The sequence below is a fragment of the Stenotrophomonas maltophilia group sp. LNF247 genome, assembly GCF_054083135.1.
In genome coordinates this window covers 60,616-84,533 of sequence record NZ_JBSRQL010000013.1, presented here as the reverse complement: position 1 = coordinate 84,533, position 23,918 = coordinate 60,616, and the positions used below count along the sequence as shown (strand labels likewise).

Here is a 23,918-nt window from a genome sequence, read left to right as displayed (position 1 = left end):
GGGAGGGCAAGCCATGACGCACGCGATGTCGCGCCTGGGCGCGATGATGTTTCTGCAGTTCTTCATCTGGGGGGCGTGGTTCGTCACCCTGGGGACGTACCTTGTGCAGGGCCCCTTGCAGGCCAGCGCGAGCCAAGTGGCAACCGCGTTCCTCAGCCAGTCCATCGGCGCCATCGTGGCACCCTTCCTGGTCGGCCTGATCGCGGACCGCTATTTCGCGGCGCAGCGCATCCTGGCAGTACTGCACCTGGCTGGCGCGGTGCTGATGTGGCTGGCTTCCACCGCCACCAGTTTCAGCGTGTTTTCCGCGTGCGTCATGGGCTACATGCTGCTGTTCATGCCGACGCTGGCCCTGGCCAACAGCGTGGCGATGCGGCACATGCAATCGCCGGAGAAGCAGTTCCCGCTGGTACGCGTGGCCGGCAGCGTCGGCTGGATCGTCGCAGGCGTGCTGATCGGCTGGCTGGGCTGGGAACAGGCGCATCGGCTTGAACTGACGTTCCGGATGGCGGCTGCAGCATCGCTGGTGCTGGGCCTGTATGCGTTCACCCTGCCGCACACGCCACCACTGGCGCAGCAGCGCGAGGCCGGGCTGGGACAGATCCTGGGGCTGGATTCGTTGCGGCTGCTGAAATCGCGTGCCTACCTGGTGTTCTTCCTGGCTTCCATCGCCATCTGCATTCCGCTGTCGTTCTACTACAACTTCACCAATCCGTATCTCAACGATCTGGGCGTGCAGGGCGCCGCCGGCCTGCAGTCGCTGGGCCAGGTGTCCGAAGTGCTGCTGATGCTGGCCATGCCCTTCCTGTTCGTGCGGCTGGGGGTGAAGACCATGCTGGCGGTCGGCATGGCCGCCTGGGTGGTGCGCTACGCCCTGTTCGCCTTCGGCGATGCCGGTGGCGGTTTCCCGCTGCTGGTGATCGGCATCGTGCTGCACGGCATCTGCTATGACTTCTTCTTCGTCACCGGCCAGATCTACACCGACGCCCATGCCGGCCCCGCCGCGCGCAGCAGCGCACAGGGCTTCATCACCCTGGCCACCTACGGCGTGGGCATGCTGATCGGCACCTTCCTGTCCGGTGCCGTTGTGGAGCACTTCACCACCGCAGCAGGCCCGGACTGGCAACGGATCTGGTTGTTCCCGGCCGGTGTTGCACTGGTGGTGCTGATCGCCTTCCTGCTGCTGTTCCGCGACCGCCCGGCAGCTGCTGCAGCGCCGTACACACCCTGAGGAGACCGGCCGATGCCCCACCTTGGAATCGCCATCGTTGGTACCGGCATGATCGGCGCGGTGCATCGCCGCGCGGCACTGCTGGCGGGCGCCGCGGTACGCGGCGTACTGGCCTCGTCGCCGCAGCGCGCGAGCGAGGTGGCACACGCGTGGAATGTCCCGCACGCCTATCGCGATATCAATGACGTCGTCGCTGACCCCCAGGTACAGGTCGTGCACATCTGCACGCCCAACCACCTGCACTGCGCGATGGCGCAGGCCGCGCTAGAAGCCGGCAAGCACGTGATCTGCGAGAAACCTCTGGCGACGACGCTGGACGATGCACGGGCGCTCGCGGCGCTGGCTGCCTCGACCGGATTGGTTGCCACCGTCCCCTTCGTCTACCGCTACCACCCGGTGGTCCGCGAGGCGCGTGCACGCATCGCGCAGGGTGAACTTGGGCCGTTGCACCTGATCCATGGCAGCTACCTGCAGGACTGGCTGCTGGACCCGGCCAGCAACAACTGGCGGGTTGACCCGGCGCTGGGCGGCGCGTCGCGCGTGTTCGCCGACATCGGCTCGCACTGGTGTGACCTGGTGGAATGGGTCAGTGGCGAACGCTTCACCGAAGCGAGCGCGGCGTTCGCCACGGTCATCGCCGAGCGCAGCGCCACCACTGGCCAGAGCTTCAGCACGCCGGCGACAGGCGGCGCAAGGCAGGCGGTCGAGAGCGAGGACGTGGCCGCAGCGATGTTCAGGACCGGCGCCGGCACGCTGGCGTCATTGACGGTCAGCCAGGTCTCGGCCGGACGCCACAACCGGCTCTGGTTCGAGATCGATGGCGCCAATGCGAGCGTGGCGTTCAACCAGGAGGATGCCGAGCGGTTGTGGATCGGCCGGCCCGAGCAGCGCGAGGAAATCTTCGTGCGCGGCCCGGGTGCCGGCAGTGCCGAACAACGCCGGTTGTCGCCGCTGCCAGCGGGGCATGCCCAGGGCTACGGCCACTGCTTCGAAGCGTTCGTCGCCGACACCTATCGTGCCGTTGACGGCGAGCGCTTCGAAGGCCTGCCCACCTTCGAAGACGGCCTGCGCTCGGCGCGGATCGTCGATCGCGTCATTGCATCGGCCAGGTCACGCGCCTGGACCGCCATCGGTTGAATCCCGGGAGGATCTGTTGATGAAAGCTCTTTTCCGTAGAAGTGCAGGTCTCATCCTGCTGCTCGCTGCCCTGCCCGCCTTCGCAGACGAAGCGGCCACCACGCAGAAGCCGATCGCGGTGCAGATGTACACCCTGCGCAATGCAGGCTCGCTCGACCAGCAGCTGAAAATCGTCCACGACGCGGGCGTGCGCGCGGTGGAGACCGTCGGAACGCAGAACGTCAGCGCTCCGGAACTGAAGCGACTGCTGGACCGGTACTCGATCAGGGCGGTTTCGTCGCACGTGCAGCTGGCCGAGCTGCGCGACAACCTCGATGGCGTGGTGGCCTTCAACCGCTCGATCGGCAACACCACACTGGTGGTGCCCTACCTGGACCAGAAGGACCGTCCGCGCGATGCCGCCGGCTGGACCGCATTGGGCCAGGAGCTGGGCCGGATCGCCAGGCAGGTGCGCGTCAAGGGCATGCAGCTGGCCTATCACAACCACGATTTCGAGCTGGCCGACTTCGACGGTCAGACCGGGCTGGAGCTGCTGTTCGCAGCGGCCGGACCCGATCTGAAGACCGAACTGGACCTGGCCTGGGTCGCGCGAGCGGGACTGGACCCGGCGGTGATGCTTGGCAAGTTCCGCGGTCACGTTTTTGCGGTACACGCCAAGGACAATGCACCCAAGGGCCAGGCCGAAGACGAAGGTGGTTTCGCTGCGGTCGGCCAGGGCGTGCTGGACTGGAACGCGATCCTGCCGGCCGCCGCCACCGCTGGCGTGCAGTGGTACATCGTCGAACACGACCAGCCACGCGATCCGGCCAAGGTCATCCAGGCCGGCGCGGACTACCTGCGTGAACACCTGCCCAACGTGCCCGCCCGTGCACGGCACTGACGCATGAAGGAGTTCCCCATGAAAATGATCCTGGCAGTGGCCGTAGCCCTGGGCGGCGTGAGCCATGCAGCCGCAGCCTGGGCCAAGGACGATCCCGCCGCCGGCGCGAAGCTCTACGCCCAGCACTGCACTGCCTGCCACGGTGCTGAACGCGCCGGCGTACCGCCGACCTTCCCGGCGCTTACCGACGTCGGCAAGCGGCTTCAGCCCGCCCAGGTCAAGGACAAGATCAGGAAGGGCGGAGGATTGATGCCGCCCTTTGCCCAGCTGTCGCAGCAGGAGATCGACGACCTCGCCAGCTATCTGGCGAAGTAGGCGGCCGGCGACCACGCCGGCCGCGTGCCGCTACAGTTCGCGCACCCAGATGTTGCGGTAGCTGACCCTGGAGTCATGCTCCTGCAGATAGAGCGGCGCACATCCGTGCGGTGAGTAGGAGGGAGGACCGATGTACTCGGTCCTGCCCGCCACAGCGGTATCGTCCTGCACCAGAACACCGTTGTGCAGCACCGTGATGCGCGCCGGCGAGAGCAGCCCACCGCCCGGAGAGAAGCGCGGTCCCTTCCAGATGATGTCGTAGGCCTGCCACTGCCCCGGTGCGCGCGAGGCGTTCACCAACGGCATCGCCTGCTTGTAGATCGACCCCGCCTGGCCGTTGGCATACGTCGGGTTGTGGTAGCTGTCGAGCACCTGCAACTCATACAGTTCCTGCAGGAAGATGCCGCTGTTGCCCCGGTTCTGGCCGTCGAAGCCTTTCGTCTCGGTGGGGGTACGCCATTCGACATGCAGCTGGATATCGCAGAAGCGTTGCCTGGTGCGGATGCCCTTGCTGCCCGGAACGACGGTCATGGCGCCATCGGCAACCTTCCAGGGTACACGCCCTCCCTGCTCCGCCTCCCAGGCCGAGACATCCTTGCCATCAAACAGCACGATGGCGTCCGACGGTGCCTTGCCCGGTGGCGTGGCCACCACCGCAGGCACCGGCGTCCACACCTCGGTCTTCTTCGGGTCACGCGCAGCATCGGCACCGTCCTGTGCGAATGCCGTCGCAGCGGCAAGCAGGCCGGCGGTGCCCAGCAGAGCGCGGATCATCCAGGTGTCGTCCATCAGCTGGTCCCCCATGCAGGCGTACCGGGAACGTAGGCAAGGTCGCCGTCGTAACGTCCCGGCACGGCGACGTATTGCAGCACCCCGGTCGCACCGACCTTGGAGGTGAAGAAGCCAAAGATGGCCAGTTGCTTGATCATCGTGAAGTAATGCGGCATCGCCTCGCCTTCTTCTGGCGTACCGGTCTCGGTCACATCGGCATTGCGCGCCTTGGCTTCGGCATCCAGGGTACGCAGCAACCCGGTGCGTGCCTCCGGCGTGAGCGACAGGAAGCGGCCACCGGCACGCTTGTCGATGTCGGCCAGGCCGGCACGGAACACCGCCTGCTGGCGAGCGGTGTAGCAGTCGCTGACGAACGTGGCCATGAACGCACCGGCGCCCGCGTCCTTCGCCCCGGGTGTCCGGGTCCGCGGCAGGATGGTCTCGGCGATCTCGTCCAGCGTGCCGATATCGGCATCGGTGAACGCGGGCATCGCCCCCGCGGCCGGCGCCTGCCCTTGCACCAGCGCCGGCAGGCCAACCATGGCCGCACCGGTGGCGGCGACGATCATCTTCAGCAGTTCGCGACGATCCATCAGAAGTTCCCCGCTTTCAGTTCGCGCACCGCATGGTCGGCGGCGCGGGCCGTCAATGCCATGTAGGTCAGCGAGGGATTCACGCAGGCGCTGGAGGTCATGCAGGCACCATCGGTCACATAGACGTTGGGCGCATCCCAGACCTGGTTGTGTGCGTTCAGTACGGAGCTCTTCCGGTCACGTCCCATGCGCGCGGTCCCCATCTCATGGATGCCCTTGCCCGGGGCATAGTCGTTGTCGTGCATCTTCACGTCCTTGACCCCGGCCGCCTCCAGCATCTCGGCGGCATCAGCGGCCATGTCCTTGCGCATCGCCAGTTCGTTGGCACGCATGGACACATCCATCGCCAGCACCGGCAGCCCCCACTTGTCCTTGCGGTTGCGGTCCAGGCGGATCGCATTGTCGTGGTGCGGCAGCATTTCACCGAACCCGGTCATGCCGATGCGCCAGTCGCCCGGCACGGTCAGCGCCTCCTTCAGGTCGGCACCGATGTTCAGCTCGGCGATCTCGCGCGACCAGCCGGTGCGGCTGGCACCGCCCTGGTAACCGAACCCGCGCAGGTAGCCGCGCTTGTCGGCGGCCACGTTGCGGAACCGCGGAATGTAGAAACCGCAGGGACGACGACCGAAGTAGTACTTGTCTTCGTAGCCCTCGACCCGGCCCGAGGCGCCCGCACCGAAATGATGGTCCATCACGTTGTGCCCGAGCTCACCCGACGAAGAGCCCAGCCCCCCGTCCCAGACGTCGGTCGCCGAATTCATCAGCAGCCAGGTCGAGTTGAACGACGATGCATTGAGGAAGATGACCTTGGCCGTGTACTGGTAGGTCTGGCCTGTTTCGGCGTCGATGACCTCCACGCCGCGCGCACGCTTGCGGTCCTTGTCGTAGAGCACTTCCTTGACGATCGAGAACGGCCGCAAGGTCAGGTTGCCGGTCTTCATCGCCGCCGGCAGCGTCGCCGACTGGGTCGAGAAATAGGCACCGAAGGGACAGCCCAGGATGCACTTGTTGCGGTACTGGCAGTTCACGCGGCCCTGCTCGGGCATCGGCTGGGTGATGTTGGCAGTGCGCGAGTGGATCATATGCCGTGTTCCGCCGAAGGCCTTCTTGATCCGCGCGGCCACATCCTTCTCGACGATGTTCAGGGGAATCGGCGGCAGGAATTCGCCGTCCGGCAACACGTCCAGTCCTTCGCGCGTGCCGGCAATGCCGGCGAACCTCTCTACATGGTCGTACCACGGCGCGATGTCGGCATAGCGGATTGGCCAATCGGTGGCGATGCCGTCCTTGAGGTTGGCCTCGAAATCCAGATCGGAGAAGCGATAGCTCTGCCGGCCCCACATCAACGAGCGACCGCCCACGTGGTAGCCGCGGAACCAGTCGAAACGCTTGGTCTCGATGTAGGGCGAGTCCTGCTCGTCGGCCCACATCCCTTCCAGGTTCTCGGCGAGGCCGTAGTCGCGCATCAGCACCGGGAACTTGGCCTTCATCGCCTGCGTCGGACGGTTTCGGTGCGGGAAATCCCACGCCTCCTTCATCGCGTTGACGTAGTCCTTGACGTGCTCGATGTTGCGGCCCCGCTCCAGCATCAGGACCTTCAGGCCCTTCTCGGCCAGCTCCTTCGCTGCCCAACCGCCACTGATTCCCGAGCCAACAACAATGGCGTCGTAGTGATTATCTGCCATGGGTTTCTCACCTGGGTGGATATCGTTTCAGACGTCGCAGAGGCGGATCGCCTCGCGCAATGAGGCAACGGGATCGGGCGCTGCAGGCGTGAACTCCTGCGCCAGATACCCCTTGAAACCGGTGTCGCGGATCGCGCGACAGATGGCCGGATAGTGGAGCTCCTGCTGGTCTCCGATCTCGTTCCGGCCAGGCACGCCTGCGGTGTGGTAATGCTTGAAGCAGGCGTGATGCTTGCCGATGGTGGCGATGATGTCGCCCTCCATGATCTGCATGTGGTAGATGTCGTAGAGCAGGCCGAAATTGTCTGAGCCCAGCCGCTGACACAGCTCCACGCCCCAGGCCGAGTGGTCGCACAGGTAGTCGCGATGGTCGACCTTGGAGTTCAGCAGCTCCATCACCAGCACCACGCCACGCTTCTCGGCATGCCCGAGGATGCGCTTGAGGCCGGCCTCGGCATTGGCCATGCCGTCCTGCGGGTCCATGCCGTTGCGGTTGCCGGAAAAGCAGATGAGATTGCGGTAACCGGCATCGGCCACCAGATCGATGTACTTTGTATAGCGTTCCACCAGTTCGTCGTGGAACTCCCGGCCAGCGAAACCCTTGGTAAGGCCCAGCTCCGCGCCATTGCACATCGAACTGTAGACACCATTCGCCTTCAGCGTGGGCCAGTCTTCCGGGCCGACTAGGTCGATCGCGGCAAAACCGATGTCCTTCACCGTCGCGCAGAGCTGGGCAACTGACAGCTGCGGGAAGGTCCAGCGGGCCACGGCCTGCTTCAGGTTGCCCTTCAGCGGTGCAGTGGTGGCGAATGCAGGCAACGCTCCCGCAGTACCCAGAGCTACGCCTCCAGCAACCGCCATGCGCAGCGCATCGCGCCGCGTGAGCCCCCTCGAAGGAGCCGGTCTGATCGAATGGATGGACATCCACCTTCCGGCCTCCCAACCGGTATCAAACGCAACGATTCACAGCAATGCAATCGATTGCACCATAGGGGAGGAAATTGGATGCTTGCAAGTTGCGGTGCACGAAAATTCAATGCTGCGGGGCACAACTCCGCAGCCGACCTGGAAAACAAAAGCCCCGCGTGAGCGGGGCTTTCCTTCTGGCGGTGGGAGCAGCACGACGCCTGTTGGCTACAGCGTCGAAATCGTGCCGCCGTCGATCCGATACTCCGTTCCGGCAATCGACGCCGACCGGGGAGACGCCAGGAACACAATCAGATCGGCCACCTCCTGCGGTGCCGCGGGCCGTCCCACCGGGATCCCGCCGAGCCAGTCCATGACCAGCCTCTTGCCACCTTCATAATCGGTTCCCGCTTCTGCCGCGATCCGCTCTGCAAATTCCCGGGATGCTTCTGTCTCGATCCAGCCCGGCGCTACGCTCAGCACCCGCACGCCCTTGGGGGTGACCTCTCGTGAAAGCGACTTGCTGTAGGTCGTGAGTGCCGCTTTGGCGGCGGCATACGCGGTGGTGGACTCCGGCAGAGGCAGCATGCGCTGGATCGAACTGACGTGGATGATCACGCCAGCGCGCTGCGCGACCATGGATGGCAGCAAGGCACGATCCAGACGGACCGCCGGCATCAGATTCAGGTTCAGCTCGGCAAGCCAGTGCGCATCACTGATCGCTGCGAAGCCGCCGCCAGGTGTCTTTGATCCCCCCAGCACATTGACCAGGATGTCTGCGCCGCCCCATGCCTGCAGCACGGCGTGGGCGAAAATGCCGGTGCCCTCGGCCGTCGACAGATCGGCGGCTACGTAGGCGACTCCTTCCACCGGGCGTGCCGGCAGGCTGCGCGCCGACGTCATCACCCTGGCCCCGGCCTCGGCAAGGGTCCTGACCACGGCCGCCCCCACACCGGCCGTGCCGCCGGTCACCACGGCCCGCAGGCCACCGAGTTGAAGATCGAAGCTCATGCGGTGATCTCCAGCGATGCGATCAGGCCCCGTTCCAGTTCGAAACGGTAGCTCAGCAGAATCGGACTGCCGGGGAAGTTGCCGCTCACGATGGCACGGACAACGTGGTGTTTCCCCTGCCGTTCGATGGCGCTCGGCACGCTGGTGGCGCTGTATTTGGCCGATGCCTCGGCCAGGAAGGCTTTGATGGCGTCGACGCCGACGAGGGTGTGCCCGTCGTCCTTCAGCACAGCCTGGGCGGCAAAACAACGCGCCAGCACTTCGGGGTCATGTTCGGCCGCGAAGTACGCGGCGATGGGTTCTGGGAGAGTCAACGCATTCATTCCTGGCTCCTGCAGTGGTGAGGCGCTCAGGATGTGCACGCAGGTCGGTTAAGTGAATGCCCTATAATTCGAATGGGTTATGTCAAGAATCTTACATAATGCGCGGATCCGAGTTCGCTGAACTGAAGGCCTTCGTGGCGGTAGTGGAACGTCAGAGCTTCGCGCGGGCGGCGGAACATCTGGGGGTATCGCCCTCGGCCCTGAGCCAGACCATCCGTCAACTGGAAGGCCGTCTCGGAACCCGCCTTCTCAATCGCACGACCCGAAGCGTCGCGCCATCAGCAAGCGGCGGGCGACTGTACGCGCGCATCGCGCCGCTGTTCCAGGAGTTGGCGGTAGCGGTCGCTGAAACCAGCGAAGCGAGCGGACGGATCAACGGGACCCTGCGAATCAATACGCTGGGCATCGCCGCGAGAACACTGATTGCCCCGCGGCTTGCCCGCTTCCACCAGGCCTACCCTGATGTCGTTGTCGACATCGTGGTCGACGACGCGCTCAGCGACATCGTCAGTGGCCGGTTTGATGCGGGCATCCGCGTAGGTGGTCAGCTCGAGAAGGACATGGTGGCCATCCGCCTCACCCCGGACCTGAACATGGTGGCCGTGGCGTCACCGGATTACCTGGCACGCCGCGGAACACCGCGAACTCCGGCGGACCTGCAGGATCACGCCTGCATCAACTGGCGGCTGCAGAGTGACGGCAGGCAGTACCGATGGGAGTTCAAGAAGCGAGGCCGCCACCTGGAGGTCGCCGTGGACGGTCCTGTCGTCACCAATCACGCTGACGTCGGGATTGCAGCGGCACTGGCCGGCCTTGGAATCGCCTATCACTTCGAGCAGGATCGCGTGGGGGAACTGCTGGCCCAGGGATTGCTGGTGCGGGTACTGGCGGATTGGTCGGTCTCGCGCCCCGGGCTTTTTCTTTACTACCCGAGCAGGCGGCATCGCCCCGCCCTGCTGGGTGCGTTCATTGATTGCCTGCTGGACCAGGGCGTGTTCGGTAATCGGTGACAACATCGAGGAACGTCCGCATCGGCCGCCGCCGGACAACAGGATCCCGGCAGTGCCTCAAGAACGACAAGGGCCCCAGGCAGGCATGCCAGGAGCCCTTGTCGGGATGCACCGAAGATGCGCTTAGAACGGAATATCGTCGTCAGCGAAGTCGTCCATCGGCGGCGCCTGCTGCGGCTGCGGGCGCTGGTTGCCGCCCTGGTTGCCGTAACCGCCGCCCTGGTTGCCGCCCTGGTTGCCATAGCCACCGCCCTGGCCGCCGCGCTGACCACCGCCGCCGCCGTACTCCTGGCGCGGCGCCTGCTGGCGCTGCGGACGATCGCCGCCGTAGTTGCCGCCACCGCCACCGCCGCCGCCTTCACCGCGGCCGCCCAGCATCTGCATTTCATCGGCGATGATGTCGGTGGAGTACTTCTCCACGCCGTCCTGGCCGGTGTACTTGTCGTAGCGCAGGCTGCCTTCGACGTAGACCGAGCTGCCCTTGCGCAGGTACTCGCCGGCGATCTCGCCGAGCTTGCCGAAGAACACCACGCGGTGCCATTCGGTGCGCTCCTGCTGGTTGCCATCCTTGTCCTTGCGGACGCTGGTGGTGGCCAGGCTGATGCGGGTGATCGCCATGCCGCTCTGGGTGTACTTCACGTCCGGGTCGTTGCCGAGATTGCCGACCAGGATGACTTTGTTGATGCCGCGCGCCATAGATGGATTCTTCCGTTGTCCGGGGCTGGACCAGTGATAGCACACCCGACGGGGTGCCGATACGCTGGACCTCCCGCGGTTGCGAATGGGGGGGATATCGGAACGAGGCATCTTACCATTCCCTTCGCCCCCGGCCCGTCGGGAATCCGGCCGATCCGGGTCGGAACCGACCTCAACGAAGCAGGGGGCGATCCAGCAGCAAGCCGGTGACCCGTGTGACCTCCCCCACCGCCACCACCCTGGGCCCTTCATGGCAGTGGAAGCGCACGCCGGGCCGGATACGCTCCCGGTGCAGCCCCGCCCTGAGCACCTTATTGACCACGGTCAGGCCGGCCAACAGGGGCTCGCCCACCGGCAGCGGCAGCTCGGTCGCCCAGCTGTCGCCCTCGGCGTGACGGAAGTCGGGCCAGATCATGAACAGCTCTGGCGCCCCGGCGTCATCGGCGTAGGCGAAGTCCCAGCGGATACCGTTCCGGGCCGGGCTGCGACGCCCACCCTCCTCTGGCGCAAAGATGCGGGTCCGCGCCTCGAAATCGTCGGGGACACCCGGGTACAGGCGAAAGGTCACCGCTTGGCTCCATCAGGCTATGGTGTTGACCGTCGCACGACCGCGACCGTGGCCACAAGCAGTGACGGCCAGGACGGCCGGCAGCCACCCCATGGCATCATGCCCGGGCACCCTTCCCCCTGCCCCCTCCCGCGTTCCCATGACGATCAAAGGCAAAGCCACCTCCCTGGACATCGCCCATCTGGCCGGGGTCTCCCAGCCAACCGTGTCGCGGGCCCTGCGCGGCAGCCCGATGGTCAACGCCGAGACCCGCGAGCGCATCCTGCGCATCGCCCGCGAGCTGAACTACAAGGTCGACAAGAACGCCTCCAGCCTGCGCCTGCGCAACGCCGGCACGCTGGCCCTGCTGTTCTTCGAAGACCCGACCAACGACGATTCGCTGATCAATCCGTTCTTCCATTCGATGCTGGGCTCGATCACCCGCGCCTGCGCCCTGCACGGGCAGGACCTGCTGGTGTCGTTCCAGCAGCTGTCCACCGACTGGCAGGCCGATTACGAAGACAGCAACAAGGCCGACGGCATCATCCTGCTCGGCTACGGTGACTACCACGAATCGCGCGACCGCCTGCAGCGGCTGGTCGAACAGGGCACGCACTTCGTGCGCTGGGGCGCCGCCCTGCCCGGCCAGCCCGGTGTCTCGATCGGCAGCGACAACTTCCAGGGCGGGCATGACATCACCACCCATCTGCTGCTGCAGGGCTGCCGCCGCATCGCCTTCCTTGGCCATGCCTCCAGCCACTACCCCGAATTCCAGGAGCGCTACCGCGGCCATGTCGCGGCCCTGCAGGAACACGACCTGGCCGCCGAACCGGCGCTGCAGCACGATGCGATCACCACTGAGGCCTCTGGCCAGGAAGCCTGCCAGGCGCTGCTGGCGCGCGGAGAGCCGATCGATGCGATCTGCGCGGCCAGCGACCTGATCGCCATCGGTGCGATGCGCGCCCTGCGCGAGGCCGGGCTACGGGTGCCGCAGGACGTGGCGGTGACCGGCTTCGACGACATCCCGCTGGCCGCTTCGGTGTCCCCGGCGCTGACCACGGTGCAGCAGGACACCAAGCAGGCCGGCCAGCTGCTGGTGGAGCGCCTGCTGGCGTTGATCGGCCGACAGCCGGTGCAGAGCCAGAGCATCCCGGTGAAGCTGGTGGTGCGGGAATCGTCGCTGCGCCGGTAAGCGCCACCAGGCCTTACGCCACGCCTCAACGTGCGACGGCGGAATTCTTCCCCCATGACCAACGGCGGATGCGCACGGAGGCTGATGCGCGGATAACGCGCAGATATCGCCCATGGAAAGGTGTACGTCGCATGCTGAAGATCGATTCGCTGTCCAAGACGTACGCCAACGGCGTGCATGCCCTCAACAACGTCAACCTGGACATCCCGCGGGGCATGTTCGGCCTGCTCGGCCCCAACGGCGCCGGCAAGTCCTCGCTGATGCGCACGCTGTCCACCCTGCAGGAAGCCGACAGCGGCACGGCGACGCTCAGCATTCCAGGCGAGGCGCCGATCGACGTGCTGCGCGACAAGGATGCGGTGCGCCGCCGACTGGGTTACCTGCCGCAGGATTTCGGCGTGTACCCGAAAGTCAGCGCGCTGGACCTGCTGGAGCATTTCGCGGTGCTCAAGGGCCTGACGCAGGGCGCGCAGCGCCGCGAGGTGGTCGATGGGCTGCTGCAGCAGGTGAACCTGTGGGACGCGCGCAAGCGCAAGCTGGGCACCTACTCCGGCGGCATGCGCCAGCGCTTCGGCATTGCCCAGGCGCTGCTGGGTGACCCGCGGTTGGTGATCGTCGATGAACCCACCGCCGGCCTCGACCCGGAAGAGCGCAACCGCTTCCTCAACCTGTTGGCGGCGATCGGCGAGAACGTGGCGGTGATCCTCTCCACCCACATCGTCGAGGACGTGACCGATCTGTGCCCGACGATGGCGATCATGAACAAAGGCCAGGTGCTGCTGACCGTGCGCCCGGCCGATGCCATCGACGCCCTGCAGCAGCAGGTCTGGCGCAAGCAGGTTGATCCTTCGGAACTGGCCGACCACGAGGCACGCTACGTGGTGCTGTCCACCCGCCTGGTCGGTGGCCGCCCGGTGATCCACGTGCACAGCGCCAACGACCCTGGCGACGGCTTCGCGGCCGTGGCTCCCGACCTCGAGGACGTGTACTTCCAGCGCCTGCGCCTTCAGGCCCGTAGCCGCGTCGCAGCCTGAGCGGAGCACGCCATGATCCTCAACTTCTTCCGCTTCGAGCTGCGCGAGCAGCTGCGATCCCCGCTGCTGTGGCTGCTGGCCGGGCTGTTCGCCCTGCTTGCCTTTGCCGCCGCGTCCAGCGACGCCGTGCAGATCGGTGGCGGCACCGGCAACGTGCACAGCAACGCGCCCACCGTGATCGCACAGATGCTGGGCATCTTCACCCTGCTCGGCATGCTGGTCACCGCCCTGTTCGTCAGCAACGCGCTGTTGCGTGACTTCGAACTCGGCACTGCCGAACTGATCTTCGCCTGCCCGGTGAAGCGCCGCGATTACCTGGCGGGGCGCATCGCTGCCGCCCTGGCGGCCGGGCTGCTGGTCTACATCCTGATCGCATTCGGCCTGTGGCTGGCGCCGTTCATGCCGTGGGTCGATCCCGAGCGCATGGGCCCGATCAGCTGGCAGGGCTATGCCTGGACGTTCGCGGTCGTCGTCATTCCGAACCTGTTGTTCACCACCGCGCTGCTGTCGCTGCTGGCAGCGCTGACCCGCTCGATCCTCTGGGTCTACATCGGCCTGGTGGCCTACCTGGTCTTGTACGGCGCCAGCGCGGCCCTGCTGCGCGACATCGACAATACGTGGATCGCGGTGCTGAGCGAACCGCTGGGCATGCGCGCACTCGGCCGTACCATCCGCTACTGGTCCACCGCCGAACGCAACAGCGGGGTTCCCGAGCTGGCCGGCTACCTGCTGGCCAATCGCGCCCTGTGGTTGGGCGTGGCTGCCGCGCTGTTTGCCGCCACCTTCGCGCTGTTCCGCACCGAACGCAGCGGCAGTGGCCGTCGGCGCTGGAGCCGCAGGCAGGCGCAACCGGCTTCCGAAGCCAGCGTGGTCCGTCCCACTCGCGCGACACTGCCGCGCGTGATACCGGCGTTCACTGCCAGCACGGCGTGGCAGCAGTTCCTGCGCCAAGTCCGCTTCGATACACGCGGTGTCCTGCGCAGCGTGCCGTTCATCGTGCTGCTGGTACTGGGCCTGGCCAACTTCCTGCCCAGCGCGCTGTTCCGGCAGACCCTGTACGGCACCTCGATCTGGCCGGTCACCTCGCAGATGATCATGGGCCTGCAGGGGGCCTTCAGCTGGCTGCTGGTGATCATCGTGCTGTTCTTCGCCGGTGAGCTGGTCTGGAAGGAACGCAGTGCGCGCATCAATGAAGTGACCGATGCCATGCCGGTGCCGAACTGGGTGCCTCTGCTGGCCAAGTTCACCGCACTGCTGGCCGTGATCATCTGCTTCCAGGCCGCCGGCGCGCTGGCCGCGATGGGCGTGCAGCTGGCCAAGGGCTACACGCATCTGGAGCCGCTGCTGTACCTGCGCAGCCTCGCGCTGGATTCGGTGGTCTACATCCTGATGGGGGGCCTGGCGCTGGTGCTGCAGGTGCTCACCAACAACAAGTTCGTCGGATACGCATTGCTGATCGTGGTGATGATCGGCCAGGGCGTGCTCGGCCTGCTCGACTACACGCAGAACCTGTACAACTTCGGCAGCTGGCCCAACGCGCCCTATTCGGACATGAACGGCTACGGCCACTTCCTGACCGGGCAACTGGCGTTCCAGGGCTACTGTGCGTTGTTCCTGCTGACGCTGATGTGCTTGGCGTCGGCCTTCTGGGTACGGGGTGTCAGCCAGGGCCTGCGCCAGCGCCTGGCCCTGGCCGGCCGCCGCCTGCGCGGCCCGACCGGCGCCTTTGCAGCGCTGGCAGCAGTGGCGTTCGTCGGCGTGGGGGGCTGGCTGTACTGGAGCACCAACATCCGCAACGAGTTCCTTTCTCCGGACCAGCAGCTGGATCTGCAGGCCCGCTACGAGCGCGAGCTGTCGAAGTACCGCAACCTGCCGCAGCCCCGCATCGTGGCGGTGGACAACCGCGTGGACCTGTCCCCCGAATCGCAGTCGATGGTGATCGATGCGAACTGGACGATCCGCAATCTCCACGCGCAGCCGATCCCGGAACTGCATGTCTCGATGGGCGATGACAAACAGCTGGTAGCCGCCGATCTTGGCGGACAGACGATGGCCTTCCATGCCAAGGACCTGGGGTATCGCATCTATCGGCTGGACAAGCCTCTGCAACCGGGCGAAAGCCGCCGGGTCCATTTCCGGGTGGTGCAGAAGCCCAGTGGCATCACCGCCGGCCAGGCGCCGAGCAACATCGTGGACAACGGCACGTTCTTCAACAGCCGCGTGTTGCCGTCGTTCGGCTACAACGAGGGCGCGGAGATCACCGACCGCAACGAGCGGCGCAAGCGCGACCTGGGTGAGCCGCGGCGCATGCCCAAGCTGGAAGACGAAGCCGCGCGTGCCAACACGTACATAGCCAACGATGCCGACTGGCTCGACTTCCGCACCACGATCTGCACGGCACCGGACCAGGTGGCGCTGGCCCCGGGCTATCTGCAGCATGAGAGCACGGTCAATGGCCGGCGCTGCTTCAGCTATGCCATGGATCGACCGATGCTGAACTTCTACGCCTATCTGTCGGCGCGCTGGGAGGTGCGCAAGGCAAAGTACAAGGACATACCGATCGAGGTCTACTTCGGCCCGGCGCACGGCTACAACGTGGAGCGGATGATCGAAGCGGTGCACAAATCGCTGGCCTACTACGAGGCGAACTTCACCCCGTACCAGCATCGCCAGGTGCGCATCATCGAGTTCCCGGGTTATGCCCGCTTCGCGCAGTCGTTCGCCAACACCATCCCCTACTCCGAAGCCATCGGTTTCATCGCCGACCTGCGTGACCCGGACAAGGTGGACTACGTGTTCTACGTGACCGCGCACGAAATCGCACACCAGTGGTGGGCGCACCAGGTGATCGGTGCCAACGTGCAGGGCGCCACGGTGCTGTCCGAATCGTTGTCGCAGTATTCGGCACTGATGGTGATGGAGCAGGAGTACGGCCGCCAGCACATGCGCCAGTTCCTCAAGCGCGAACTGGACGGTTACCTGTCCGGCCGCGGCGGCGAGGCCATCGAGGAACAGCCGCTGGAGCGCGTGGAAAACCAGCAGTACATCCACTACCAGAAGGGTTCGCTGGTGTTCTACCGGCTGCGCGAGGAGATCGGTGAGCAGGCGCTTAACCGGGCATTGAAGCGTTTCCTGCAGGACAAGGGTTACCAGCAACCGCCCTACACCACCTCGCGCGAATTGCTGGCCTACATCCGCGCCGAGACCCCGGCCGACCGCCAGCAGCTGGTCACTGACCTGTTCGAGAAGATCAGCTTCTACGACAACCGCGTGATGGCCGCCAGCGCCCGCAAGCGCGATGACGGTCGCTACGACGTGACCCTGGACCTGCATGCCAGCAAGCAGTATGCCGATGGCAAGGGCAAGGAGACCGCCGGCAAGATGGATGACTGGGTGGAGATCGGCGTGTTCGCCAATGGGCCGTCGGGCAAGGAGCGCGACCAGAAGGTGCTGTACCTGCAGCGCCACCACATCACCAGCGCCGCGCCGAAGATCACGGTGACGGTGGATGAAAAGCCGGACGAAGCAGGCTTCGATCCCTACAACAAGCTGATCGACCGGGTGAGCGATGACAATCGGCGCAAGGTGACGATGTGAGGCAACGGGGCGCCGGCCTGTGCGCCAGCGTTCCACGCAGCACGTGCGGGCTTGGCTCGGCTTTGCTGTTTGGCTTGGCCCTCCTGTAGTGCCGAGCCATGCTCGGCACATTGTCTACGGCAGCCGCGAAAATTCAGTGCACCGCGGCCTTCGGCCCCAGCAATGCCAGCAGCACGAAGACCACGATCGAGGCGACGGTGCCGAGCACCGCCGGTAACCCGAACGCCCACGCCGAACGGCCCTGCTGGCGTGCCCACTGGGCCAGATGCCAGGCCGCGCCCAGGTTGATCAGCCAGGCAACCACGAACACCGGCCACAGCACCATGCCCACCGCGCGCAGCAGGGGCATGGACACCAGCGCGGCAACGATCGCCGCGATCAGGAAGATCAGCGCAGAGCGGGAATGACGCGATGCAGATGCGTTCATGCGGCCAACCTGCGCACCATCACCAGCACGCGATAGCTGCAGTTGTCGGCTTCCTGCAGCGGCTTCCAGCCCAGCCGAGCGTACAGGCCGCCATCCAGCGCTTCGGTCTGTAGATACAACGCGGAAACGCCCATCCGAACCGCCTGCGCCGCTGCCTGCTCGACCAGCCCACTGGCCAGCCCGCGGCCCCGATGGCTGTCGGCCACGAACACGCTGCCCAGCCAGTGTTCATACTGCGGGAATACCTGCATCTCCCTGCGCTTGAGCTGCACGGCACCAACCAACTGGTCTCCATCGAAGGCGGCGATCAGGTGCGGGAAACCTCCGGCGTCCTGCGGCGTATTGAGCCGCTGCAGTTCCTGTTCCAGCGACAGGCCCGCGTCCTGGCCCCATTGTGCGTGGTACCACTCGGCCAGTTGCTGCCGTTCCGGTGCGCCAGCGGGTAATACCCTGAATTCCATGGCAATGCCTTGATCCCGATATTGCCCAAGAGGATCACGGACGGCGCTCGAAGGGAAGCCTTCTGTAGAGTCGCGCCGTGCTCGACTGATCCGGCATTGCGCGAACGGCAGCCGAGCATGGGCTCGGCTCTACATGACAATCAACCCTGGGCGAAGTCCTTCAGGATCTCGCCGACGCCCCTGGGCGAGATCTCGAAACCCAGCTGGGTGCCCGGGTTGATCACCACGCCGTAGCCACCCGGCACGCGGCGCAGCACGTCCAGCATCAGCCAGCGGATCTGGTGTTCGGCCTGCTGGCTGTAGATGCCCACCCGCGACGGATCGGTGAACACGGCCACGTGCAGGATGCCCTGCTTGTCGAACAGCAGCGGGTCGAAGCCGCTGCCGTCGGGCGTGACCAGGCTGCCGGTCAGCAGCACTACCTCGGAAGCGACGAAGGCCTCCATGAAGGCGCGGATCGGCACCGCCCCGTCCATCGCCGCCTTCAACAGGGTTTCGATCGGGGTCTGCGGGGCGAGGTCGGTCATGGCGGTACGGCGGGGCGTGAGGGGGGCCTATTGTAGGGTCGAGCCTGCTCGACTGCTCGAAGAGCGTGCCAACCGAGGTTGGCACCCACCAGAGCGGTAGCGCCGGGCCATGCCCGGCGGCGCCCTCACCGTCCCAGACGCTGGTCCCGAGCCTTCTGGTCGGTCATCGCCTTGTCCAGCTCGGCCTGCAGCGCTGGCTGCTGCACGGCGGCATCCAGCACATACACCTTCACGCCGTGTGCGGGCACTTCGGCCTCCAGGGAGGCATCCACCTGCAACGAACCGCCGTCCAGTGCATCGCGCCAGCGGCCGGACTGGACGTAGCGCGCCACGGTGAGCGTCCTGGCCTGGTCGCCCTTGTTCAGCAGCACCAGCGCCGTCTGCGCCACGTCACCGTGCTGCAGCACGCGGAAGAACACCGCCTCATTGCCCTGCAGGCGTTCGTTCACCTGCAGGCCGCGCTGCAGGGCCGGGGTGGCCTCGCGCAGCTTCGCAATGCGCTGCAGCGGCGCGAAGATCGGGCTCTGCGGTGCAGCGTCCACGCGCGGCTGGCCGAAGTAGGCACGGTTGCCGGCGTGCTCGGCGCGGCCGCGCATGAAGCCGGTTTCCGAACCGTAATAGACCACCGGAATGCCGCGCGCGGTGAACAGCCAGTTGTGCGCGTCGATGAAGCCGGTGTCGCTGGCCTGAAGGCGCGGCATGTCGTGGTTGTCGTAGAAGCTCATCAGCTCGTACGGATTGGCATACGGGCCACCGCTCAGGTGCAGTGGCTCAGCCAGGGTCTCGAAGCCCTTGTTGGCGGTGCCGAAGGTCTGCTCCAGTGCGCCGCGCAACGGGAAATCGAGCACGCTCACGTTGGCATTGGATGGCCAGGTGTGCTCGGCAATGGTCGCCGCGTTGTAGTCGAAGGCTTCGCCAAACATGAACATGCCCGGGTGCTCGGCACGGATGCGCTTGACGAAGGCATGCCACCACGGGTGCGGCAGCCAGCCGATGGTGTCGATGCGCAACGCGTCCACGCCCTGCGCGGTCCATTGCAGGTAGGCGCCGACCAGGTAGTCCATCACCGCCGGATTGTCCTGGTTGAAGTCGGACAGCTCAGCCAGGTTGCCATCGAAGATCGAGCCATCCTTGCTGTCGACCGGTCCAATGTTGTTGTAGAACGCGTGCAGCGGGTTGTGCTTCGGATCCAGTTTCTGCGGCGGCAGGTTCTGGTGGTCGGCGATCAGTTTTCCGTCCTTGTCGAAGATCTGGCCGAACTGCGGCTGTCGCGTCGGCATGGTCCAGGCCGGCGAGCCGTGGTTGCCCACGATATCCAGCACCACCTTCAAGCCAGCACCGTGCAGGCCCTTGGTCAGCCCGGCGAAATCCAGGTTCTTGCTGGGCAGGTGCTCATCGAGCTTGTAGAAGTTGATGCCCCAGTACCCGTGGTAGCCGGTCTTGCCGCGGTCGGTCAGCGTGCTGGTGCAGCTGATCGGCCTGCTGCCGGTGAACGCCTCGTCCGGGTTGTCGACGATCGGCGTGATCCATACCGCGCCGAAACCGAGGTTGCGGATGTACTGCGCGTTGTCGAGCACACCGCGGAAATCACCACCGAGGTAGCCGATGTTGCCGTCCACCTTGTCCGGGCACGGCACTGGGATGTCGAAGGTGCGGTGCGCGCCACCCTGGTCACGATGGTCATTGGCCGGGTCACCGTTGACGAAGCGGTCGGTGACCACGAAGTACACCGCATCGCTGGCGAACGGCTCGGTGGTGCCGACGTAGTCCGGGCGCGGCGTGGCCACGGCCTGGCCGGCGAACAGGGCAAGGGAAACAGCAACAGCCAACGCAGCACGCATCACACTACCTCCGGACGGGACGGAACCCGCAGCACGCACAGGCCGGCCAGGAACAGGCTGCAGCCGCCCAGCACCAGCACATGCATCGGCTGGCCACCCAGCCATGCGCGCAGGGCAAAGCCGAGCGCACTGGCCGCCACCAGCTGCGGGATCACGATGAAGAAATTGAAGATGCCCATGTACACGCCCATCTTCGACGCCGGCACGCTGTCGGACAGCAGTGCATACGGCAACGACAGGATCGAGGCCCAGGCAAAGCCGACGCCGACCATCGACAGCAGCAGCCAGTGCGGGTCGCGGATGAACATCAGCGAGACCAAGCCGGCGCCGCCCAGCCACAGGTTGACCAGGTGGCTCCAGCGCAGGCCGATCGCACGCACCATCGGCGGAATCAGCACCGCCGCCAGCGCAGCGAAGCCGTTGTAGGCGCCAAACAGCACGCCCACCCAGTTGGCACCTTCGTTGTAGGCGGCAGACTGTGGATCGGTCGAACCGAAGTGGGTACCGGCCACCGCAGCGGTGGTGTAGATCCACATGGCGAACAGCGCGAACCACGAGAAGAACTGCACCCACGCCAGGCGGCGCATGGTGACCGGCATCGCGCGCAGGTCGCCGACGATGGCGGCCAGCATATGCGTGGCCGGCAGCGCGCGCGCGGCCGCCAGCAGCAGGCCGTAGCCGGCGCACAGGCCGGCCAGCACGTACAGCATCCGGTCGCCTTGCCGCCAGGCGATCAGCAGCGCCAACAGCACACCCAGCCCAAGCCACAGGGTCACCTGCGTCCATGGAGCCGGGCCGTTGATCGCGGCCGCCGCGTGATGTTCCGGTGGCTCGGCATCATCGAACCCGGCCAGCTCCGCCGGTGAATATTCGCGGGTGCTGACCACCGTCCAGGTGATCGCCGCCAGCAGCACCACCGCGCCGAAGTAGAACGCATAGCGCACAGTGTCGGGCACTTCCCCGGCGGACGCGGTGTTGGCAACGCCGAAGTGGGCCAGGATGAACGGCAGAAAGCTGGCGACGATGGCACCCACGCCGATGAAGAAGCTCTGCATGGCATAGCCGGCCGGACGCTGGCGTGGCGCCAGCTGGTCACCGACGAAGGCACGGAACGGCTCCATCGATACGTTGATCGAGGCATCCAGTACCCACAGCGTGCCGGCCGCAATCCACAGCGTCGGCGAGTTCGGCATCACCAGCAGCGCCAGCGTGGTCAACACCGCACCGATCATGAAGTACGGACGACGGCGCCCCCAGCGCGTCCAGGTGCGGTCGGACAGGTAGCCGATTACCGGCTGCACCAGCAGGCCGGTCAGCGGCGCGGCAATCCACAGCCCTGGCACCGCGTCGATATCCGCGCCCAGCGTCTCGAAGATGCGGCTGGCATTGGCGTTCTGCAGGGCGAATCCGAACTGGATGCCGAGGAAGCCGAAACACATGTTCCAGATCTGCCAGAACGACAGCTGCGGTTTTGCCGTGCGATTCATCGTGCACCCTCTTCCATCGCCACCGGCGCCACCGTCAGCGCCTGCACCTGGGCCTGGTTGAGCACGCCTTCGCGGCCACCCTTGCCCCCGGTGTAGTGCGCGAAATGTTCAAGCGCGCTCATGTTGAAGCCTTCTTCGAGCGCGACGGTGCACTGCCCCTTGGCCACAACGAACGTTGCCGAAGTCGAGTCCTGCACCGCCACGCTGTGCGGCAGCGTAACCGTGTGCCGCTGCAACGGCTGGCCCGGGCACTGCAGCACCAGCTGCTTCACCGCAGCGGTGACGCCGGTGTTGATCGGCCCGTTCGGATTGCGGTACTGCAGGCGAAGACGCACCTGCCCGGCCTTGGCCGAGGTGAACTGCCAGCGATCCTCGCCCTTCAGCACCTGCTGCGGACCGACGCAGACCGTCGGGCTGTGCAGCGATTCCAATGCGTTGTCGCGCCGGGTCAGGCTGAGGCAATGCTGCAGGCCATCGTCACTGATGTGCGCCTGGCCGTTGCTGGCGGTGAGCGCGCGACCGTCCTGCCACAGCACCTGGCCGGCAGCGACCTCGACGTTCCAGCCCCTGCCCTTGCGCCGCGCCTGCGGTGCGGCCGGCGTGGCCGGTGCGCGCGCATTGGCGTCGGCCGTCATTGCTACGCTGCGCGGCGCCGCTGCTGCGGGGACCAGCTGCACGGTGGTGGTGGCACCACGCATCTTCACCTTGCCCGCTACCAGCAATCCATCGGCCAGCTGCTTCGGCCGCTCCAGCACATAACGCTTGCCGTTGGCCTCCAGGGAGATGCGGCGTTGCTTGCCGAACAGTTCGGGCACCAGCACGGCCGGCAGCTTGGGCTGCACGCGGCCATCGTCCTGCACGCCGAATACGCCTTCGACCACCATCGACAGATAGCCGGCCACCGACCACAGCTGGCGTTCGGAATTGACCACCGGGCCGCTCATTGCGCCTTCCTCGACATGCACGGCCTGGCTGACCAGCTCGTAGTTTTCCATGTTGGAGCCGGCCAGCGCGGCGCCCTGCATCAACGAGCGGATTTCGGCGGCGATGCGCGGCGCATCATCCAGCTGCCGCGCCGCGCGCAGCGAGTACGCACTGACGAACGGCCAGATCGCGCGATTGTGGTAGATCGGCTGCTGCGCCTCCTGCGGCCACACCACCGGGCTGCCGGCCGGGCCCATCGGATACGCCGCCAGCGCACGCCGCGCGCGCTCCGGCGGCAGCACCCCGGCCAGGATGCCCAGCGAAAGGCCGAGCAGATCCACCTTGGCGTACGGCACCGGGTGCGCGGCTTCACCGATGTAACTCATGTACTGGCCGATGTCTTCGCGCCAGAAGCGCGTATCGATCTGCTGCGCCAACGCATCGGCCCACGCCTTGTACTCGGCCGCGCGGGCATCGCCGTGCTGCCCGGCCAGGCGTTCGGCCAGGCGCAGTGCCTGGTAGTGCAGCACGTTGGTGGACAGCGCGTAGGAATCACCGATGAAGCGCACGTCCTCGCGGGTCCAGTCCGGATAGGTCTGCTCGCGCCAGTCCAGGAACGAGGTCTCGCCGCGGTACAGGCCCACCTGCGCATCGAACACCATCGCGCGGTCCTGTGCCAGCGTGCCCTGCAGCGCCTGCCAGACCTGATCGGCAAACGCCGGATCATCCAGCAGGTGGCGCGCGGCCAGGAACCACACCACGCGGTCGCTGCTGATCGGCCAGCTGCCGCCGGACCCGGTGTCCTGCGCCACGAACAGGCCGGGCGTGTGCCCGTCGCGCGCCGCCGACAGCTTGAACTGCAGCGACTGCCGGGTGCGCTGCGGGTCCAGCCGCGCCAACGCCAGATCGGCGGCGAAGCTGACATCGCGGGTCCACACATAGGGCCAGCGCGCGCCGGTCTGGAAGCACTCGCACGGCACCGGCCGGCCTTCGTCGAACGCGGGATCGCGAATCGCGTCCACACGGTCCTGGTCCATCTCCTGCTGGGCCAGCGCGAACAGTGCATCGAACATCACGCTGCCGGTCTGGCTGCGCATCGGTGCGGCTGCGATCTGCACTGCGCCCTTCGGCGCATGCAGCACGAAGCTGCCATTGGCAGCGGCTTCGGCGCGCGCATGGCGGCCGTCGAATTGCAGGTCGGCCGCCTGCGCGGTCGTCCCCAGCGCTGCCCCCAGGGCAGCGGTCAGGCAAATGATCTTCAGCATCGAAGCGGCGGACCGGCTTGCGCCCGTCGGCCTCCCTCCCTCTCTGCACGCGTTGTAG

22 protein-coding genes are annotated in these 23,918 nt (G+C 66.1%); 8 read left to right on the top strand and 14 right to left on the bottom strand.

What is annotated here, in order from left to right:
• The first annotated feature begins 13 nt into the window (after window positions 1-13).
• The 4 genes from ACTXG9_RS13785 to ACTXG9_RS13770 are packed head-to-tail and all read left to right on the top strand — an operon-like array spanning window position 14 to window position 3,563.
• Window positions 14-1,231: a nucleoside permease gene (locus ACTXG9_RS13785; RefSeq protein ID WP_111098244.1), complete on the top strand. Its 1,218-nt coding sequence runs from the start codon at window positions 14-16 to the stop codon at window positions 1,229-1,231.
• Window positions 1,232-1,243: 12 nt separating this feature from the next.
• The gene (locus ACTXG9_RS13780; protein ID WP_456115741.1) at window positions 1,244-2,368 is read left to right on the top strand and encodes a Gfo/Idh/MocA family protein; all 1,125 of its coding nucleotides are present in this window, start codon (window positions 1,244-1,246) and stop codon (window positions 2,366-2,368) included.
• A gap of 19 nt (window positions 2,369-2,387) precedes the next feature.
• Complete coding sequence (locus tag ACTXG9_RS13775; RefSeq protein WP_134735497.1) at window positions 2,388-3,248, top strand: sugar phosphate isomerase/epimerase family protein; 861 nt, start codon at window positions 2,388-2,390, stop codon at window positions 3,246-3,248.
• Window positions 3,249-3,266: 18 nt separating this feature from the next.
• Window positions 3,267-3,563 carry a c-type cytochrome gene (locus ACTXG9_RS13770; protein WP_065198060.1) on the top strand — a complete coding sequence of 99 codons (297 nt, stop codon included), beginning with the start codon at window positions 3,267-3,269 and terminating at the stop codon, window positions 3,561-3,563.
• A gap of 30 nt (window positions 3,564-3,593) precedes the next feature.
• Here ACTXG9_RS13770 and ACTXG9_RS13765 read toward each other — a convergent pair whose 3' ends face one another.
• From ACTXG9_RS13765 to ACTXG9_RS13740, 6 genes are all read right to left on the bottom strand, one after another.
• Entirely contained in the window at window positions 3,594-4,367 is a 774-nt protein-coding gene (locus ACTXG9_RS13765) for a 3-keto-disaccharide hydrolase (protein WP_021203064.1), read from the bottom strand.
• The gene (locus ACTXG9_RS13760) at window positions 4,352-4,927 is read right to left on the bottom strand and encodes a gluconate 2-dehydrogenase subunit 3 family protein (protein ID WP_021203063.1); all 576 of its coding nucleotides are present in this window, start codon (window positions 4,925-4,927) and stop codon (window positions 4,352-4,354) included. The genes ACTXG9_RS13765 and ACTXG9_RS13760 overlap by 16 nt, the downstream gene beginning before the upstream one ends.
• Entirely contained in the window at window positions 4,927-6,612 is a 1,686-nt protein-coding gene (locus tag ACTXG9_RS13755) for a GMC oxidoreductase (RefSeq protein ID WP_456115740.1), read from the bottom strand. The genes ACTXG9_RS13760 and ACTXG9_RS13755 overlap by 1 nt, the downstream gene beginning before the upstream one ends.
• 27 nt (window positions 6,613-6,639) lie before the next feature.
• Window positions 6,640-7,536: a hydroxypyruvate isomerase family protein gene (locus ACTXG9_RS13750; RefSeq protein ID WP_456115739.1), complete on the bottom strand. Its 897-nt coding sequence runs from the start codon at window positions 7,534-7,536 to the stop codon at window positions 6,640-6,642.
• 210 nt (window positions 7,537-7,746) lie between these two features.
• Window positions 7,747-8,529, bottom strand: coding sequence for an SDR family oxidoreductase (locus ACTXG9_RS13745; protein WP_111101845.1), 783 nt, complete (start codon window positions 8,527-8,529; stop codon window positions 7,747-7,749).
• A complete protein-coding gene (locus ACTXG9_RS13740) occupies window positions 8,526-8,852 on the bottom strand; it encodes a nuclear transport factor 2 family protein (RefSeq protein ID WP_072168647.1) in 327 nt (108 codons plus the stop codon). The genes ACTXG9_RS13745 and ACTXG9_RS13740 overlap by 4 nt, the downstream gene beginning before the upstream one ends.
• A gap of 98 nt (window positions 8,853-8,950) precedes the next feature.
• Between ACTXG9_RS13740 and ACTXG9_RS13735 the strand changes: the two genes are divergently transcribed.
• On the top strand, window positions 8,951-9,862 hold the full coding sequence (locus ACTXG9_RS13735; protein WP_111101846.1) for a LysR family transcriptional regulator: 912 nt from the start codon (window positions 8,951-8,953) through the stop codon (window positions 9,860-9,862).
• A gap of 123 nt (window positions 9,863-9,985) precedes the next feature.
• On the opposite strand, the gene ACTXG9_RS13730 is transcribed toward ACTXG9_RS13735, so the two are convergent.
• Together ACTXG9_RS13730 and ACTXG9_RS13725 are read right to left on the bottom strand one after the other, a co-directional pair.
• Window positions 9,986-10,558, bottom strand: a complete 573-nt coding sequence (locus tag ACTXG9_RS13730; protein ID WP_019659372.1) for a single-stranded DNA-binding protein — start codon at window positions 10,556-10,558, stop codon at window positions 9,986-9,988.
• A 172-nt stretch (window positions 10,559-10,730) separates the two neighbouring features.
• A complete protein-coding gene (locus ACTXG9_RS13725; RefSeq protein WP_111101847.1) occupies window positions 10,731-11,126 on the bottom strand; it encodes a hypothetical protein in 396 nt (131 codons plus the stop codon).
• A gap of 139 nt (window positions 11,127-11,265) precedes the next feature.
• Between ACTXG9_RS13725 and ACTXG9_RS13720 the strand changes: the two genes are divergently transcribed.
• The 3 genes from ACTXG9_RS13720 (at window position 11,266) to ACTXG9_RS13710 (ending at window position 16,928) form a co-directional block, all read left to right on the top strand.
• The gene (locus tag ACTXG9_RS13720; RefSeq protein ID WP_111101848.1) at window positions 11,266-12,297 is read left to right on the top strand and encodes a LacI family DNA-binding transcriptional regulator; all 1,032 of its coding nucleotides are present in this window, start codon (window positions 11,266-11,268) and stop codon (window positions 12,295-12,297) included.
• Window positions 12,298-12,428: 131 nt separating this feature from the next.
• Window positions 12,429-13,331, top strand: a complete 903-nt coding sequence (locus tag ACTXG9_RS13715; protein WP_111101849.1) for an ABC transporter ATP-binding protein — start codon at window positions 12,429-12,431, stop codon at window positions 13,329-13,331.
• A 12-nt stretch (window positions 13,332-13,343) separates the two neighbouring features.
• Complete coding sequence (locus ACTXG9_RS13710) at window positions 13,344-16,928, top strand: ABC transporter permease subunit (RefSeq protein WP_456115738.1); 3,585 nt, start codon at window positions 13,344-13,346, stop codon at window positions 16,926-16,928.
• A gap of 133 nt (window positions 16,929-17,061) precedes the next feature.
• On the opposite strand, the gene ACTXG9_RS13705 is transcribed toward ACTXG9_RS13710, so the two are convergent.
• The 6 genes from ACTXG9_RS13705 to ACTXG9_RS13680 form a co-directional block, all read right to left on the bottom strand.
• Window positions 17,062-17,355, bottom strand: a complete 294-nt coding sequence (locus ACTXG9_RS13705) for a hypothetical protein (RefSeq protein WP_111101851.1) — start codon at window positions 17,353-17,355, stop codon at window positions 17,062-17,064.
• On the bottom strand, window positions 17,352-17,816 hold the full coding sequence (locus ACTXG9_RS13700) for a GNAT family N-acetyltransferase (RefSeq protein ID WP_111101852.1): 465 nt from the start codon (window positions 17,814-17,816) through the stop codon (window positions 17,352-17,354). The genes ACTXG9_RS13705 and ACTXG9_RS13700 overlap by 4 nt, the downstream gene beginning before the upstream one ends.
• A gap of 140 nt (window positions 17,817-17,956) precedes the next feature.
• Window positions 17,957-18,343, bottom strand: coding sequence for an SseB family protein (locus tag ACTXG9_RS13695; RefSeq protein ID WP_111101853.1), 387 nt, complete (start codon window positions 18,341-18,343; stop codon window positions 17,957-17,959).
• Between the two features lie 125 nt (window positions 18,344-18,468).
• Window positions 18,469-20,184: an alpha-amylase family glycosyl hydrolase gene (locus ACTXG9_RS13690; RefSeq protein ID WP_111101854.1), complete on the bottom strand. Its 1,716-nt coding sequence runs from the start codon at window positions 20,182-20,184 to the stop codon at window positions 18,469-18,471.
• A complete protein-coding gene (locus ACTXG9_RS13685; protein ID WP_346483998.1) occupies window positions 20,184-21,671 on the bottom strand; it encodes an MFS transporter in 1,488 nt (495 codons plus the stop codon). Before ACTXG9_RS13685 ends, ACTXG9_RS13690 begins: the two co-directional genes overlap by 1 nt.
• Entirely contained in the window at window positions 21,668-23,860 is a 2,193-nt protein-coding gene (locus ACTXG9_RS13680) for a glucosidase family protein (RefSeq protein WP_111101856.1), read from the bottom strand. Before ACTXG9_RS13680 ends, ACTXG9_RS13685 begins: the two co-directional genes overlap by 4 nt.
• Between the last annotated feature and the right edge of the window lie 58 nt (window positions 23,861-23,918).

What these genes read in the sequence shown, in the direction of transcription:
- ACTXG9_RS13690 (WP_111101854.1), bottom strand. Translation starts at nt 20,184, where the DNA reads ATGCGTGCTGCGTTGGCTGTTGCTGTTTCCCTTGCCCTGTTCGCCGGC.
- ACTXG9_RS13710 (WP_456115738.1), top strand. Translation starts at nt 13,344, where the DNA reads ATGATCCTCAACTTCTTCCGCTTCGAGCTGCGCGAGCAGCTGCGATCC.
- ACTXG9_RS13770 (WP_065198060.1), top strand. Translation starts at nt 3,267, where the DNA reads ATGAAAATGATCCTGGCAGTGGCCGTAGCCCTGGGCGGCGTGAGCCAT.
- ACTXG9_RS13785 (WP_111098244.1), top strand. Translation starts at nt 14, where the DNA reads ATGACGCACGCGATGTCGCGCCTGGGCGCGATGATGTTTCTGCAGTTC.
- ACTXG9_RS13755 (WP_456115740.1), bottom strand. Translation starts at nt 6,612, where the DNA reads ATGGCAGATAATCACTACGACGCCATTGTTGTTGGCTCGGGAATCAGT.
- ACTXG9_RS13700 (WP_111101852.1), bottom strand. Translation starts at nt 17,816, where the DNA reads ATGGAATTCAGGGTATTACCCGCTGGCGCACCGGAACGGCAGCAACTG.
- ACTXG9_RS13775 (WP_134735497.1), top strand. Translation starts at nt 2,388, where the DNA reads ATGAAAGCTCTTTTCCGTAGAAGTGCAGGTCTCATCCTGCTGCTCGCT.
- ACTXG9_RS13685 (WP_346483998.1), bottom strand. Translation starts at nt 21,671, where the DNA reads ATGAATCGCACGGCAAAACCGCAGCTGTCGTTCTGGCAGATCTGGAAC.
- ACTXG9_RS13750 (WP_456115739.1), bottom strand. Translation starts at nt 7,536, where the DNA reads ATGTCCATCCATTCGATCAGACCGGCTCCTTCGAGGGGGCTCACGCGG.
- ACTXG9_RS13695 (WP_111101853.1), bottom strand. Translation starts at nt 18,343, where the DNA reads ATGACCGACCTCGCCCCGCAGACCCCGATCGAAACCCTGTTGAAGGCG.
- ACTXG9_RS13760 (WP_021203063.1), bottom strand. Translation starts at nt 4,927, where the DNA reads ATGGATCGTCGCGAACTGCTGAAGATGATCGTCGCCGCCACCGGTGCG.
- ACTXG9_RS13730 (WP_019659372.1), bottom strand. Translation starts at nt 10,558, where the DNA reads ATGGCGCGCGGCATCAACAAAGTCATCCTGGTCGGCAATCTCGGCAAC.
- ACTXG9_RS13680 (WP_111101856.1), bottom strand. Translation starts at nt 23,860, where the DNA reads ATGCTGAAGATCATTTGCCTGACCGCTGCCCTGGGGGCAGCGCTGGGG.
- ACTXG9_RS13740 (WP_072168647.1), bottom strand. Translation starts at nt 8,852, where the DNA reads ATGAATGCGTTGACTCTCCCAGAACCCATCGCCGCGTACTTCGCGGCC.
- ACTXG9_RS13720 (WP_111101848.1), top strand. Translation starts at nt 11,266, where the DNA reads ATGACGATCAAAGGCAAAGCCACCTCCCTGGACATCGCCCATCTGGCC.
- ACTXG9_RS13715 (WP_111101849.1), top strand. Translation starts at nt 12,429, where the DNA reads ATGCTGAAGATCGATTCGCTGTCCAAGACGTACGCCAACGGCGTGCAT.
- ACTXG9_RS13780 (WP_456115741.1), top strand. Translation starts at nt 1,244, where the DNA reads ATGCCCCACCTTGGAATCGCCATCGTTGGTACCGGCATGATCGGCGCG.
- ACTXG9_RS13765 (WP_021203064.1), bottom strand. Translation starts at nt 4,367, where the DNA reads ATGGGGGACCAGCTGATGGACGACACCTGGATGATCCGCGCTCTGCTG.
- ACTXG9_RS13735 (WP_111101846.1), top strand. Translation starts at nt 8,951, where the DNA reads ATGCGCGGATCCGAGTTCGCTGAACTGAAGGCCTTCGTGGCGGTAGTG.
- ACTXG9_RS13745 (WP_111101845.1), bottom strand. Translation starts at nt 8,529, where the DNA reads ATGAGCTTCGATCTTCAACTCGGTGGCCTGCGGGCCGTGGTGACCGGC.
- ACTXG9_RS13705 (WP_111101851.1), bottom strand. Translation starts at nt 17,355, where the DNA reads ATGAACGCATCTGCATCGCGTCATTCCCGCTCTGCGCTGATCTTCCTG.